At 60.3% G+C, this 13,480-nt stretch carries 14 protein-coding genes; 9 read left to right on the top strand and 5 right to left on the bottom strand.

What is annotated here, in order from left to right:
• The first annotated feature begins 201 nt into the window (after positions 1 to 201).
• The 4 genes from rhtA (at position 202) to CI807_RS16770 (ending at position 3,005) form a co-directional block, all read left to right on the top strand.
• A complete protein-coding gene (gene rhtA, locus CI807_RS16785) occupies positions 202 to 1,089 on the top strand; it encodes a threonine/homoserine exporter RhtA (RefSeq protein ID WP_033900260.1) in 888 nt (295 codons plus the stop codon).
• A 164-nt stretch (positions 1,090 to 1,253) separates the two neighbouring features.
• Entirely contained in the window at positions 1,254 to 1,535 is a 282-nt protein-coding gene (locus CI807_RS16780; RefSeq protein WP_016980214.1) for a hypothetical protein, read from the top strand.
• A 111-nt stretch (positions 1,536 to 1,646) separates the two neighbouring features.
• A complete protein-coding gene (locus tag CI807_RS16775) occupies positions 1,647 to 2,378 on the top strand; it encodes an SDR family oxidoreductase (RefSeq protein ID WP_095015398.1) in 732 nt (243 codons plus the stop codon).
• 36 nt (positions 2,379 to 2,414) lie between these two features.
• Positions 2,415 to 3,005, top strand: a complete 591-nt coding sequence (locus tag CI807_RS16770) for a 2-hydroxychromene-2-carboxylate isomerase (protein WP_095015397.1) — start codon at positions 2,415 to 2,417, stop codon at positions 3,003 to 3,005.
• On the opposite strand, the gene CI807_RS16765 is transcribed toward CI807_RS16770, so the two are convergent.
• Complete coding sequence (locus tag CI807_RS16765; protein ID WP_095015396.1) at positions 3,002 to 3,988, bottom strand: zinc-dependent alcohol dehydrogenase family protein; 987 nt, start codon at positions 3,986 to 3,988, stop codon at positions 3,002 to 3,004. The two genes, CI807_RS16770 and CI807_RS16765, sit on opposite strands and share 4 nt — an antisense overlap.
• A gap of 115 nt (positions 3,989 to 4,103) precedes the next feature.
• On the opposite strand from CI807_RS16765, the gene CI807_RS16760 reads away from it, so the two are divergent.
• Positions 4,104 to 5,012 (top strand): LysR family transcriptional regulator, encoded by a 909-nt coding sequence (locus CI807_RS16760; RefSeq protein ID WP_095015395.1) that lies wholly within the window; start codon positions 4,104 to 4,106, stop codon positions 5,010 to 5,012.
• Here CI807_RS16760 and CI807_RS16755 read toward each other — a convergent pair.
• The 3 genes from CI807_RS16755 to CI807_RS16745 all read right to left on the bottom strand — a co-directional run bounded on the left by CI807_RS16755 (position 5,005) and on the right by CI807_RS16745 (position 8,514).
• A complete protein-coding gene (locus CI807_RS16755) occupies positions 5,005 to 6,813 on the bottom strand; it encodes an aminopeptidase P family protein (protein WP_095015394.1) in 1,809 nt (602 codons plus the stop codon). The two genes, CI807_RS16760 and CI807_RS16755, sit on opposite strands and share 8 nt — an antisense overlap.
• A 37-nt stretch (positions 6,814 to 6,850) precedes the next feature.
• Positions 6,851 to 8,011 carry a cysteine desulfurase family protein gene (locus CI807_RS16750; protein ID WP_095015393.1) on the bottom strand — a complete coding sequence of 387 codons (1,161 nt, stop codon included), beginning with the start codon at positions 8,009 to 8,011 and terminating at the stop codon, positions 6,851 to 6,853.
• A 233-nt stretch (positions 8,012 to 8,244) separates the two neighbouring features.
• A complete protein-coding gene (locus tag CI807_RS16745; protein ID WP_028615811.1) occupies positions 8,245 to 8,514 on the bottom strand; it encodes a hypothetical protein in 270 nt (89 codons plus the stop codon).
• 386 nt (positions 8,515 to 8,900) lie between these two features.
• Here CI807_RS16745 and msuE point away from each other — a divergent pair, with 386 nt between their 5' ends.
• The 4 genes from msuE to CI807_RS16720 all read left to right on the top strand — a co-directional run bounded on the left by msuE (position 8,901) and on the right by CI807_RS16720 (position 13,038).
• Positions 8,901 to 9,464, top strand: a complete 564-nt coding sequence (msuE, locus tag CI807_RS16735) for an FMN reductase (RefSeq protein WP_095015391.1) — start codon at positions 8,901 to 8,903, stop codon at positions 9,462 to 9,464.
• A 9-nt stretch (positions 9,465 to 9,473) separates the two neighbouring features.
• Positions 9,474 to 10,616, top strand: coding sequence for an FMNH2-dependent alkanesulfonate monooxygenase (ssuD, locus tag CI807_RS16730; RefSeq protein WP_068932464.1), 1,143 nt, complete (start codon positions 9,474 to 9,476; stop codon positions 10,614 to 10,616).
• A 119-nt stretch (positions 10,617 to 10,735) separates the two neighbouring features.
• Positions 10,736 to 11,923, top strand: a complete 1,188-nt coding sequence (locus CI807_RS16725; RefSeq protein ID WP_095015390.1) for an acyl-CoA dehydrogenase family protein — start codon at positions 10,736 to 10,738, stop codon at positions 11,921 to 11,923.
• Between the two features lie 11 nt (positions 11,924 to 11,934).
• Positions 11,935 to 13,038: a sigma-54-dependent Fis family transcriptional regulator gene (locus CI807_RS16720; RefSeq protein ID WP_095015389.1), complete on the top strand. Its 1,104-nt coding sequence runs from the start codon at positions 11,935 to 11,937 to the stop codon at positions 13,036 to 13,038.
• On the opposite strand, the gene CI807_RS16715 is transcribed toward CI807_RS16720, so the two are convergent.
• Positions 13,027 to 13,389, bottom strand: a complete 363-nt coding sequence (locus CI807_RS16715; RefSeq protein WP_095015388.1) for an antibiotic biosynthesis monooxygenase — start codon at positions 13,387 to 13,389, stop codon at positions 13,027 to 13,029. The genes CI807_RS16720 and CI807_RS16715 overlap by 12 nt on opposite strands.
• Positions 13,390 to 13,480 lie beyond the last annotated feature (91 nt).

Below are 13,480 nucleotides of genomic sequence, written 5' to 3'. Positions count from 1 at the left end.
GAAGTGGGGCGAATTATAGACATCTGGAATCTGACGTCAACTCTTAATTTGATTTTTCTATCAAAGGAGCTGAAAACCTCCACATCCTTGTTTCACAGCCTCTCGACAGGGAAAGTTGAGCAATATATTGCCCAACCTCAAACAGTTAAGCATCATAGCGCCGACGTTTCTCTTAATATGACTTCGGACGAACACTCCCAAATGACCACCTCCCCCCGCAGCCTGGCCTCGACATTGTTCCCAGTCGGCCTGCTGCTGATCGCCATGGCCTCCATCCAGTCCGGCGCCTCACTGGCCAAGAGCATGTTCCCTATCGTCGGCGCACAAGGCACCACGGCCCTACGCCTGATTTTTGCTAGCGTGATCATGCTGCTTCTATTACGTCCATGGCGCGCCAAGTTGACGGCCAAATCCCTGCGCACCGTCATCGTCTATGGGATGGCGCTGGGCGGCATGAACTTCCTCTTCTATATGTCCTTGCGCAGCGTGCCTCTGGGGATTGCGGTCGCCCTGGAATTCACCGGCCCGCTTGCCGTCGCGATCTATGCCTCTCGGCGCGCGGTCGACTTCCTGTGGATTGCCCTGGCGATCATTGGCCTGCTCTTGCTAATCCCCATGGGTGAAGCGAGCAGCGGCATCGACCTGCTGGGAGCGGGCTACGCTCTGGGCGCCGGTGTCTGCTGGGCGCTCTACATTCTGTATGGTCAGAAAGCCGGTAATGACAACGGGGTACAGACCGCCGCCCTCGGCGTAATGATCGCTGCCTTGTTTGTTGCCCCTATCGGCATCGTCCACGCAGGCAGCGCCTTGCTGACGCCCGCCCTGATCCCGGTCGCCATCGGTGTCGCCATTCTGTCCACCGCCCTGCCCTACACCCTGGAAATGGTCGCGCTGACGCGCCTCCCTGCCCGCACCTTCGGCACGCTCATGAGCATCGAACCGGCTTTCGGCGCACTCTCCGGCCTGCTGTTCCTGCACGAACACCTGTCACTCGCGCAGTGGCTGGCAATCACCTGCATCATCCTGGCCTCCGTAGGCGCCACCGTGACAATGCGCAGTGAGTCAAAGCCGCTGGTTCCAGCGGATTGAAGGCTGTTTGAATGTAGCTCTGGCATTTGGCGCTCATTTAGGCCATGTTTAAGCCGTAAACGAATGTCATTCATGGAGAATTTCGACAAGGACAGCGCTAACGCTACACCCGAGAGCGAGTAGAGCCAGCCTGCAGCATGACAGGGCGGCTATTAAGGATAGGAATGAAGCGAATTTTGATACTGTTAATGGTCATGGCGATTGCCGGTTGTGCCGCGACCACCAAGACAGAAGTAAAACGTGGCAAAAAAGGGCTGCATATCAACTGTTCCGGCCTGTCTTCTTCTTGGGACCAGTGCTACACCAGTGCAACCAACTCTTGCGGCGCCAAGGGCTATCGGGTTATCGCAAAGTCCGGTGACAATTCCGAGGAACCTGGGGACTACCCCTTCGGCCTCAACCCTGCTGGCTACACCAGCCGCAGCATGATCGTCATCTGCAAGTAGTCGCTTGAGCAGTCACCCCCTGACTGCTCTCATTAAATTCCAGCTACACATCCAGCCCTTCGCGGCGCTGCGTCTACACTCCTGCTCGACCATCGAGCCAAGGGAGTTCCCATGACGCACAACAAGAAAATCGTATTGGTAGTGGGCGCCGGAGACGCAACGGGTGGCGCCATTGCCAAACGTTTTGCCCGCGAAGGCTACGTGGCGTGTGTCACCCGCCGCAGCGCCGATAAATTGCAGCCGCTGGTAGACAGCATCCACGCGACAGGCGGTGAAGCTCATGGCTTTGCCTGCGATGCACGTAAAGAAGAAGACGTCATTGCGCTGATCGAACAGATCGAAACCGAGCTGGGTCCGATTGAAGCCTTCGTGTTCAACATCGGCGCCAACGTGCCGTGCAGCATCCTGGAAGAAACCGCGCGCAAGTATTTCAAGATCTGGGAGATGGCTTGCTTCTCCGGTTTCCTGAATGCCCGCGAAGTGGCCAAACGCATGGTCACGCGCAATCGAGGCACCATTTTGTTCACGGGTGCCACCGCAGGATTGCGCGGCGCGGCAGGGTTTGCCGCCTTCGCCGGCGCCAAACACGGTATCCGGGCGCTCGCGCAAAGCATGGCCAGGGAACTCGGGCCCAGAAACATCCACGTCGCCCATGTGGTGGTCGACGGCGCCATCGACACCGACTTCATTCGCGACAATTTCCCGCAGAAATACGCGCTCAAGGACCAGGACGGCATCCTCAACCCCGAGCATATCGCCGATAACTATTGGTACCTGCACAGCCAGCCACGCGACGCCTGGACGTTTGAACTGGACCTGCGCCCCTGGAATGAACCCTGGTAAGCACGCCCCCACAATAATAAGCAGCGAGCATCGACCATGAGTAAAACCCTGGAATTCTTCTTTGACCTCGGCAGCCCCGCCACCTACCTGGCCTACACCCAGCTCCCCGCACTGTGCGCGTCAACCGGTACGCAGCTGATTTATAAACCCATGTTATTGGGCGGCGTGTTCAAGGCCACGGGCAACGCCTCTCCCATCACCGTGCCCGCCAAAGGTCGCTACATGTTTGATGACCTGGAGCGCTATGCCCGCCGCTACAACGTACCGCTCAAGTTCAACCCGCACTTTCCCATCAACACCCTGCTGTTGATGCGAGCGGTCACCGGCATTCAATTGTGCCACCCCGAGCGCTTCGATGACTTTGTCGATTGCCTGTTCCGCGCCCTCTGGGTGGATGGCCGTCACTTGGGAGACCCTGCCGTTGTTGCTGCCGTGCTGACCGAACACGGTTTTAATCCCGAAGAGGTTCTGGCCTTGGCCAATGACGAGACGGTAAAGACCGCCCTCAAGGACAACACCGAACAGGCCGTTCAACGTGGCGTGTTCGGTGCGCCCAGCCTATTTGTAGGCAACCAGCTGTTCTTCGGTCAGGACCGCCTGGATTTTGTGCGCGAAGCCCTGAGTTAAATCTCGATCGCCAAGCGCCCTTGCGCGCCGCTTGCGAGCAGATCGTAGGCGGCGTTCGCACGGTGCAAATCGAATGAACGCCCATCCAAGATCGGCTTGAGCTTGCCAGCATCGATCAACCGCGCCGCCTCGGCAAGAATCTGCCCGTGATGCTCGCGCCCCTTGCCGGTCAGCAACGGTAATAGGGTAAACACGCCCGAGTAGCTCGCCCCACGAAACGACAACGGTGCCAGGCTGTGTTGCCCCCAGCCCAGGCAACTCACGACATGACCGTGATAGGTCTTGGCGGCTCGAAAGGATGCATCCAGCGTTTCGCCGCCGACGGTGTCATACACAATGTCGAAGCCTTCGCCCGCGGTATGCTGCGCGACGTACTCTTCGACCGTCTGCTGCTGATAGTCGATAAACGTCGCACCCAGCCCCTCGATTACTAAGCGATGCTTGGCGGATCCCGTGGCATACACCTGCGCTCCGTGGGCAATCGCCAATTGCACTGCGACATGCCCTACACCGCCCGCGCCGCCTTGGATCAGCACTTTGTGTCCGGAGCCTACACGTGCCCGGTCCACCAAGCCCTCCCACGCAGTGATCAGCACCAGCGGCAATACCGCCGCTTCTCGCATGCTCAACACCTCAGGTTTCTTCGCCAGCAAGCGGACATCGACGGCCGCGTACTCGGCCAACGAGCCCTGTACGCCACCAATGCCGGTCGCCAACCCATAGACATCATCGCCCACATGCCAATCACCGACGTCAGGACCTACCGCTTCCACGGTGCCTGCCAAATCCATGCCGAGCACTGCCGGTAATGGCTGCCGGGCGTGGGCAGCCTGGCCTGCGCGGATTTTCCCGTCCAAAGGGTTTAGGCCACTGGCGCGAATTCTGACCAGGACTTGGCCAACGCCGGCTACCGGTTTAGGAATTGTCGTCAGCCGGAACGGCGCATCCACGGCATCCACTATCAAAGCGTGCATATCAGTCATGTTGGCGGTCTCGCGTCATCGAAGAATGAAGTCAATGATCCGCCAGCCGACTCATGCCGATAAGACACCAAACGACTATAGTGCTTATGCTCGATAGGAATGAATGGGAAAACCCGTGGACAAACTCAACGCAATGGCGATTTTCGTTCGCGTGATCGAACGCGGCAGCTTCTCCGCCGTCGCCCGGGAAATGCAGACTACCCAACCCACCATCAGCAAAGTCCTGCGCGCCCTGGAAACCGAACTGGGCGGCAAGCTGATTGCCCGCAGTACGCGCCAACTGTCCCTGACCGACGAAGGTCAGCGCTACTACAGCCACTGTCGCGAAATCCTCGCCGCCGTGGACGCTGCCGAACACAGTTTCCAGACCGGCAAAGAGGCGATCGCCGGCCCATTACGCGTGGGTTCGTCGGTAAGTTTCGGCCGCCTGCAGATTGCTTCACGCTTGAGCGATTTCCTGCAGAAATACCCTGATGTACAAGTAGACCTGCAACTCAACGACCACCTGCAGGACATGGTCAGCGAAGGCTTGGATGTAACCTTGCGAATCGGTGAACTGCGCGACAGCGGCTTGATCGCCAAGCAGATCGGCACCACGCACCGCGTCACCCTAGCCAGTCCCGTCTACCTGGCCAACCATCCCGCACCGAAAACCCCGCAGGATCTCAGCCAGCACAACTGCCTGCTGTTCAACCTGCTCAGCAGCCAGAACCAGTGGGTTTACGAAAAGGATGGCACGCGACACAGCGTGCGCATCACCGGCAACGCCCAGAGCAACAACTCCGAAGCGGTGCGGGAGATGGTGTTGACGGGGCTCGGCATTGCGCTGTCGCCCCTGTGGTTGTTCCATGACGATTTGAACACCGGCCGCGTGATTGCGTTATTGCAGGACTACACCCCGCAACCACTGCCGATCCATGCGGTGTCAGCACCCAATCGCCGCCAATCGGCCCGGGTCAAGGCATTCGTCGACTATATGACCGACGCCCTGGCCCAGGCGCCCGAATTGCAGGCGATCAAATAGCCGCAGTGCGCACCTGCAACCATTCAAGTGCGGCACCGTCGAGCAACGGACTCAGACGCTCACGCACCTCGGCGTGGTAAGCGTTGAACCACTCACGCTCGTCTACCGTGAGCAGCGACGGCTCCAGGCAGCGCGTGTCGATCGGGCACAGAGTCAAGGTTTCAAACTTGAGGAACTCGCCGAACTCAGTCTTGCCGGCTTCGCGGTTCAGCACCAGGTTCTCGATACGCACGCCCCAGCGTCCCGGACGGTAAGTGCCCGGTTCGATGGAGGTGATCATCCCCGGCTGCATCGCCGTTTGCGGCGCAGTGGCCGCTTGATAGGCAATCACTTGCGGGCCTTCATGCACATTGAGGAAATAGCCTACGCCGTGCCCGGTACCGTGGCCGTAGTCCACGCCCTCAGCCCAGATCGGCGCGCGAGCAATGGCATCCAGCAGCGGGGACAGGATGCCTTTCGGGAAATGCGCACGGGACAAAGCAATCACGCCCTTGAGCACACGGGTGCAGTCGCGTTTTTGCTCTTCACTCGGCGTACCGATCGGCACCATCCGCGTGATATCCGTTGTGCCGCCGAGGTACTGGCCGCCCGAATCGATCAGCAGCAGGCCATCACCTTCAATCAGCGCGTGCTCTTCTTCAGTGGCGTGGTAATGCGGCATCGCACCGTTGGTGTTATAGGCGGCGATGGTGTTGAAGCTCAGCGACACATAACCGGGGCGACGGGTGCGCGCAGCGGTCAGGTGTTCGTCGATGGTCAGCTCGGTGATACGTTCGCGACCCAGCGCACTGTCCAGCCAGGCGAAAAATTCGCACAAGGCCGCACCATCCTGCTCCATGGCTTGGCGGATGTGTTCCGCGTCGGCCAGGCTCTTGCGCGACTTGGCCAAGGTGGTCGGGTTGAGTCCTTCGACCAGCTTGACGCCGGCATCGAGGTTTTCCAGCAAGCCAGCGGTAACGCGAGCCGGGTCGACCTGCAAACTGGCGCCCGCCGGCACCGTACGCAAGGCATCCGCCACTTCGCTGTAGTCGCGCAGCGTCACGCCATCCTGTTCCAGCACCGCCCGCAGCTCGGCATCGACCTTGCTCAGCGCCACGAACAACGTGGCCTGCTGTTGATTGATCAGCGCAAAGGACACAAACACTGGGTTGAACGAAACATCCCCTCCACGCAGGTTGAACAGCCAGGCGATGTCGTCCAGGGTCGCGATGAAGTGCCAGTCGGCGCCCTTCTCTTTCAAGGCCGCACGCAGCGAGGCGAGTTTCTCAACACGGCTGACGGTGGCCTGAGGCGGCAGGTGTTGATAGATCGGCTGGTTCGGCAGTGTCGGGCGGTCTTTCCAGACTTCATCCAACAGGTCGATATCAGTACGCAGTTGTGCACCGCGCTCTGCCAACTTGCCGCCCAGGGTACGCGCCGAGGCCACGGCCATTACCGCACCGTCCACCGCGACAACGCCACCTTCCGGCGTTTGCTCGGCCAGCCACTCCAGCGGTCCGGGCTGGCCCGGCTGCACCTTCACCAATTCGATGCCGCTGCCCTTGAGTTCCTTGGTCGCTTGTTCCCAGTAACGGCTATCGGCCCACACACCGGCGAAATCCGCCGTGACTATCAGCGTCCCCACCGAACCATGAAACCCCGACAACCATTGCCGCCCCTGCCAGTAACCCGGCAGGTACTCGGACAAGTGCGGGTCGGCCGACGGCACCAGCAGGGCGTGAATGCCCTCGCGGCTCATCAGTTCACGGGTGTGCGCCAGGCGCTGGGGAACCGTTCCTTGGGTCAAAGGCTGCGTACTCATTGTGTCTCCTGCTAACCACGAATAATTATTATGTGAATCAGACCGCCCAGAACGCCGGTGCGCTGGCCAGGGCTGCCTTGATCAATTGCACTGCCTGGTCGATATCCTGCTCGGTGGTAAACCGGCCGAGGCTCAAGCGAATGGTACGGCCGGCGCTGCGTGCATCATGGCCCAACGCCAGGAGCACGTGGGACGGCGCATTGCTTGCCGAATTGCAGGCCGAGGTCGCGGAAAACGCGATCCCCGCACTTAACGCAGCGGCGTTGAATTCGCCTTCGCCAAACGTGAGGCTCAGGGTGTGTGGAATACGTTGTGTCGCGCTGCCATTGAGACGCACGCCGGCCACCGATTCCAACTGGTCCAGCAAGCGCTGACGCAAGGCGACGATCACCGCCTTTTCTTCAGCAAAAGACGCCGCCGCCAAGGCAAACGCGGTGCCCATGCCGGCAATCTGATGGGTCGCCAGGGTGCCGGAGCGCAGGCCGCCTTCGTGACCACCGCCGTGGATCTGCGCCAACACCTTCTGCTGCGCCCGTGGGCCGACGTACAACGCGCCGATCCCTTTGGGGCCATACAGTTTGTGGGCCGAAAACGACATCAAGTCGACGGGCCACTGCGCCAGGTCGATCGTCACCTTACCCGCGCCCTGCGCCGCATCCACATGCAACAACGCGCCGTGATCACGCACTCGCGCGCCGATGGCGGGGATGTCGTTGAGGGTGCCCAGTTCGTTGTTCACCAGCATCAGCGAAACCAGGAACGTGTCTTCGCGCAAGGCTTCGCTGACGGCATCGGCGCTGATCAGCCCATCGGCATCTGGCACCAGGTAGGTGACGGCCACGCCGGCTTCCTGCAGTTGCCGGGCGGTATCCAACGTGGCCTTGTGTTCGATCTGGCTGGTGATGATATGCCCACCCGCCACGCCTCGTGCCTGGGCCACGCCCTTGATTGCAAGGTTGTTGGATTCGGTGGCGCCGGAGGTCCAGACGATTTGCTCGGGGTTGGCACCGACCAATTCGGCCACTTGGCGACGCGCCTGCTCGACCGTATGCCGGGCCGCCTGGCCGAACGCATGGGAACTGGACGCGGGGTTACCGAAATTGGCATTGAAGCCCAGACACTCGACCATTACCTGGATGACCCGCTCATCCACCGGGGTGGTGGCGGCGTAGTCGAAATACAGCGGACGTTTATTCATGACGTTAAAAACTCGCAGAGCAGGTTCCCGAGAGCAGCGTCTCAGGGGCACGGACCGGAACAGAGGTCGTCAGGTTTAACCGATCGAATGCCATTAAAGAAGGACCACTTTATGTAAATGTGCGTAGGAACGCTCCTGAAATTCAGCTTAACAGGCTGAAGTCGCACCATGGCAAACAAAAAGCCCGAGGTTCCTTAGGGGAGTCCTCGGGCTTTTTGCCGTCAGGCGCGGGATCAACTGGGACGACCATGCAGGGTCACGCTGCGTTCGGCATTCATTTCGCCCTGGCGATCAAAGCCGAAAGGCTTTTGTGGCTGGCCGGTCAGCGCGGCGCGCTGCTGTTGGTATTCATCAAACGACAAACCACGACGGCTCAATGCTTCTAGGGCCAACTGTTTGGTTTCTTCAGCCGTGTAGGGGCGCAATTCTGGCGAAGGATGGGTCGCACATCCGGCGAGGACTGAGCTGACAATCAATAAGGAAACAGCGAGGAATCGGTTCATGGCGGCGGCCCTGCAAAGGAGGTTTCGAGTCAATGAACACAGGCTACTCCCGGCCCCGCACGGTGAAAAATCACCTGCCTTGATAGTCGCTATCAACCGCCAAGACACCTCCAATAGCAAGACCCTAATATTCCTTTATGATCTATAAATATGGAAATACGTTCATTTACGGAATAAATACAACCCTCTATAACGGGTGCTACGCCGCATCGGAACTGTTGCCCACGCAACTGTTGCCAGCGCAACAGCCAATCAACAAATCACCAGCCAGACAACAGCGACACTCTTCGGCAGTGAGCTTGCAACCCACGCCAATCAAGGCCTGCGCCCGTTGGTATAGCTCTTGCTCACCAGGTTGCACTCCACTGTTGAAAAAGGAACTGTTCATGACCCGTCCCCTGAATGTCGTTGCCCTCTCCGGCGGAACCTGGCGCCCGTCACGCACCCTGGTGCTGACCCAAGCGGTGCTGGCCGAACTGGCCACGTTGCTGCCGATCCAGACCACCCTCATCGAACTGGGCGACATTGCCCGACCGCTGGGGGCGGCGCTGTCCCGTGACGAACTGCCGGCAGACGTCGAATCCCAACTGTTGGCCATCGAACAGGCCGACCTGCTGATCGTCGCCGCGCCGGTCTATCGTGGCTCCTACCCCGGCCTGCTCAAGCATCTGTTCGACCTGGTCGGCCTCAACGCCTTGATCAATACGCCGGTACTGCTCGCCGCCACTGGCGGCAGCGAACGTCATGCGCTGGTGCTCGATCACCAACTGCGTCCGCTGTTCAGCTTTTTCCAGGCATTGACCTTGCCGATCGGTGTGTACGCCACCGAAGCCGACTTCACCGACTACCAAATCACCAGTGAACTACTAAAAGCTCGTATTCAACTGGCGGCAGAACGCGCTGCGCCTTTGTTTGCAGCGCACTCCCCCTCTCTGCTGAAAATCGCTTAAGGATTGGCCATGGATGTTTTCTGGTTTCTACCCACACACGGCGACGGGCATTACCTGGGCACCACCCAAGGTGCGCGGCCGGTCACCCTCAATTATCTGAAACAAGTCGCCCAAGCGGCTGACAATCTCGGCTACTACGGCGTGCTGATTCCTACCGGACGCTCGTGCGAAGACTCCTGGGTCATCGCGTCGGCGCTGGTGCCGCTGACCGAACGCCTGCGTTACCTGGTGGCGATTCGTCCGGGCATCATCTCGCCGACTGTTTCTGCACGCATGGCGGCAACCTTGGATCGCCTGTCCAACGGCCGCTTGCTGATCAACGTGGTGACCGGCGGCGACCCGGATGAAAACCGTGGCGACGGCAGTTTCCTCGACCACAGTGAACGTTACGAAGTCTCCGATGAATTCCTACAGATCTGGCGTCGTGTGTTGCAGGGCGAATCGGTAGATTTCGAAGGCAAACACCTGCGCGTGCAGAACGCCAAGGCGCTTTACCCACCGGTGCAGAAGCCTTATCCACCGCTGTATTTTGGCGGATCCTCCGACGCCGCCCACGACCTTGCCGCCGAGCAGGTCGACGTCTACCTGACCTGGGGCGAACCGCCGGCCGCCGTCGCAGAAAAACTCGCGGACGTACGTGAACGTGCCGCACGTCACGGGCGCACCGTGAAGTTCGGCATTCGCCTGCATGTGATCGTGCGTGAAACCGAAGAGGACGCCTGGAAAGCCGCCGACAAACTGATCGAACACATCAGCGACGAAACCATCGCTGCCGCGCAAAAATCCTTCTCGCGTTTTGACTCCGAAGGTCAGCGTCGCATGGCCGCCCTGCACGACGGGCGCCGCGACAACCTGGAAATCGCCCCCAACCTGTGGGCGGGCGTCGGCCTGGTGCGCGGCGGTGCGGGGACGGCGTTGGTGGGCAACCCGCAACAAGTCGCCGAGCGCATCAAGGAATACGCGGACTTGGGGATCGAGAGTTTCATCTTCTCCGGCTATCCGCACCTGGAAGAGGCGTATCGCTTCGCCGAGCTGGTGTTCCCGCTGCTGCCGGAACCCTACGCCAGCCTGGCCGGACGTGGCGTCACCAACCTCACTGGCCCGTTCGGCGAAATGATTGCCAACGATGTACTGCCAACGACAAAGGCCTGAACCGCTGCTCTTCTGTAGGAGCCGGCTTGCCGGCGATAGCTTCAACTCGATACCAATCAGAACCGAGTCGCCCGCATCGCTGGCAAGCCAGCTCCTACAAGGAAAATAGAGGAAACCCCGTGACAGCCAAACCCCACAGTGTCCTGCCCTCCCCCTTGCAGACCGCCAAACTGCTGGCCGCCGAATTCGCCCTCACCGCCGTCGAGCGTGACGAGCGCGGCGGCACGCCCAAAGCCGAACGTGACGCCCTGCGCCACAGCGGCCTGCTGGCCCTGAGCATCCCCACCCAATACGGCGGCCTCGGCGCACGCTGGAGCGAAACCCTGGGCATCGTGCGCGAATTCGCCAAGGTCGACAGTTCCATCGCCCACGTCTTCGGTTTTCACCACCTGATGCTCGCCACCGTGCGCCTGTTTGCGCGCCCGGACCAATGGCAACCCTGGTTTGAACAGACCGCACGCAAAAACTGGTTCTGGGGCAACGCCCTCAACCCGCTGGACACCCGCACCGTGGTCAAGGATTTCGGCGGCTGGCGCGAGTTCTCCGGCAAAAAGAGCTTCTGCTCCGGCGCCAGCGACTCGGAAATGCTGATCGCCTCGGCGGTGGACGAAACCGCTGGCGGCAAGCTGCTGATCGCCGCAATCCCCAGCGGGCGCAGCGGCATCACTTTGCACAATGACTGGAACAATATCGGCCAGCGTCAGACCGACAGCGGCAGCGCCAGCTTCGAACGCGTACGCGTCGAAGAGTCCGAATTGCTGCTCGATCCCGGCCCACTGAGCACGCCCTTTGCCTGCCTGCGCCCGCTGATTGCCCAGTTGACCTTCACGCATATGTTTCTCGGGATTGCCGAAGGCGCCTTCGAAGAAGCCCGCAATTACACCCTGACCGAAACGCGCGCCTGGCATAAGTCCTCGGCTGAAGACGTGCGCCAAGACCCTTACGTGCTGCATCACTACGGTGAGTTCTGGGTCGCCCTGGAAGGTATTCGCCTGCTGGTGGAACGCGCCGCCGAGCTACTCGACCAAGCCTGGGCCAAGGGCCCGAACCTCAGCGAAACCGAGCGCGGCCAACTGGCTATCGCCATCGCCACCGCCAAAGTCGCCGCCACCCGCCAGGGCCTGGACCTATGCAGCCGGTTGTTCGAAGTGACCGGCGCGCGCTCCACTCACGCCTCGCTGCGTCTGGACCGTCACTGGCGCAACCTGCGCACACAGACCCTGCACGATCCGGTGGACTACAAACTCCACGAACTGGGGGATTGGGCATTGAACCAATCCCTGCCGATTCCTACGTTCTATTCCTAAGAGAGGTGCCCATGCAGCTGTTGACCCTACCGCCCTCGCCCGCCCTCGCGACGTCGATCCGCGCCACGGCCCAGGTCTTTGAAGACCCGAAATCCCAGGCGTTGCTCGACCATATCCAGCAAGTGGCGCCGAGCGAAGCCAGCGTGCTGATCATCGGTGAGACCGGCACCGGTAAAGAGCTGGTGGCGCGGCATATCCATAACCTCAGCGCGCGGCGCAACCGACCTTTCGTGGCGGTGAATTGCGGGGCGTTCTCCGAATCCCTGGTGGAAGCCGAGCTATTCGGCCATGAAAAAGGCGCCTTTACCGGCGCCCTCAGCGCCAAGGCCGGCTGGTTCGAAGAGGCCGACGGCGGCACTTTGTTTCTGGATGAAATCGGCGATTTGCCGATGGCAATCCAGGTCAAGCTGCTGCGTGTACTACAGGAGCGTGAAGTCGTGCGCCTAGGTTCGCGTAAGAGCATTCCGATTGATGTGCGCGTATTGGCCGCGACCAATGTGCAACTGGAAAAGGCCATCAACGCCGGGCATTTCCGCGAAGACCTCTACTACCGTCTCGACGTGGTCAGCCTGGAACTCAGCCCGCTGCGTGACCGCCCTGGCGATATCCTGCCGTTGACTCGGCATTTCATCGAAGCCTACAGCCAGCGCCTGGGCTACGGCCCGATCACCATCAGCCGCGAGGCCGAATACAAACTCAAAAGCTATAGCTGGCCGGGCAATATCCGCGAGCTGGAAAACGTGATTCACCACACGCTGTTGATCTGCCGTAACGGCGTGATCGAACGCGACGATTTGCGCCTGTCGAACATGCGCATCGAACGCCAGGACGACAGCCCGCACGGCACCGACAACAGCGCCGAAGCCTTGCTCGCGCGCGCCTTCCAAAAGCTCTTCGAAGAACAGGCCGGCGCCCTGCATGAAAAGGTCGAAGATGCCCTGCTACGCGCCGCCTATCGTTTCAGCCATTACAACCAGGTGCACACCGCCAACCTGCTGGGCTTGAGCCGCAACGTCACGCGCACGCGCCTGATCAAGATCGGCGAGCTGGCGGTGAACAAGCGCCGCCCTGGTGAAAACGTGCAAGGCGAGCGCATGCTGCATTTATCCATTTAGGCGGCAGTGCAACGCGTTGTCATAGCGCTCGAAACTACGCAGCACCTGGAACGAGCCGAAGGTCACCGCCGTGGCCTGGTGGGCGCGGATCAGCGTCCAGAAATCTTCCTCGCCATGCTCAAAGCACTGGAACGCCGCCTCGCCGTCTTCACGCGAGCGCCATTGCAGGTAGTTGAGCACCCGCCGTCCATCATCGCTGACCTGCACACTGGCATTGATAAAGCCGCCGTGGCCCTGGGCCAGGCGTTCGCTTTGGGTGGTCAAGGCCGCCACCAGGGCGACTTGCTGCTGGGGCTCGATCTGAAATTCGATCAATTGAGTGAAGCTGCGATTTTTCTCTGATACCTGCATGAACACTCCCCTTCCTCTGTAGGCAGAATCTTGCGATTCGATGCCACGCAGGGTAAAACCTCTAGTTAAGTCAAGGTCAAGCGTTGTCTGG

The sequence above is a fragment of the Pseudomonas sp. NS1(2017) genome (assembly GCF_002269425.1).
Classification (GTDB): Bacteria; Pseudomonadota; Gammaproteobacteria; order Pseudomonadales; family Pseudomonadaceae; genus Aquipseudomonas; species Aquipseudomonas reactans.
Note: the sequence above shows the minus strand (reverse complement) of the source record. Positions and strands in the feature narration are given on the sequence as shown.

Bases quoted from the DNA above. Each gene is read 5' to 3' on its own strand.
- rhtA (WP_033900260.1), top strand. From the start codon at position 202: ATGACCACCTCCCCCCGCAGCCTGGCCTCGACATTGTTCCCAGTCGGC.
- CI807_RS16780 (WP_016980214.1), top strand. From the start codon at position 1,254: ATGAAGCGAATTTTGATACTGTTAATGGTCATGGCGATTGCCGGTTGT.
- CI807_RS16775 (WP_095015398.1), top strand. From the start codon at position 1,647: ATGACGCACAACAAGAAAATCGTATTGGTAGTGGGCGCCGGAGACGCA.
- CI807_RS16770 (WP_095015397.1), top strand. From the start codon at position 2,415: ATGAGTAAAACCCTGGAATTCTTCTTTGACCTCGGCAGCCCCGCCACC.
- CI807_RS16765 (WP_095015396.1), bottom strand. From the start codon at position 3,988: ATGACTGATATGCACGCTTTGATAGTGGATGCCGTGGATGCGCCGTTC.
- CI807_RS16755 (WP_095015394.1), bottom strand. From the start codon at position 6,813: ATGAGTACGCAGCCTTTGACCCAAGGAACGGTTCCCCAGCGCCTGGCG.
- CI807_RS16750 (WP_095015393.1), bottom strand. From the start codon at position 8,011: ATGAATAAACGTCCGCTGTATTTCGACTACGCCGCCACCACCCCGGTG.
- CI807_RS16745 (WP_028615811.1), bottom strand. From the start codon at position 8,514: ATGAACCGATTCCTCGCTGTTTCCTTATTGATTGTCAGCTCAGTCCTC.
- msuE (WP_095015391.1), top strand. From the start codon at position 8,901: ATGACCCGTCCCCTGAATGTCGTTGCCCTCTCCGGCGGAACCTGGCGC.
- ssuD (WP_068932464.1), top strand. From the start codon at position 9,474: ATGGATGTTTTCTGGTTTCTACCCACACACGGCGACGGGCATTACCTG.
- CI807_RS16720 (WP_095015389.1), top strand. From the start codon at position 11,935: ATGCAGCTGTTGACCCTACCGCCCTCGCCCGCCCTCGCGACGTCGATC.
- CI807_RS16715 (WP_095015388.1), bottom strand. From the start codon at position 13,389: ATGCAGGTATCAGAGAAAAATCGCAGCTTCACTCAATTGATCGAATTT.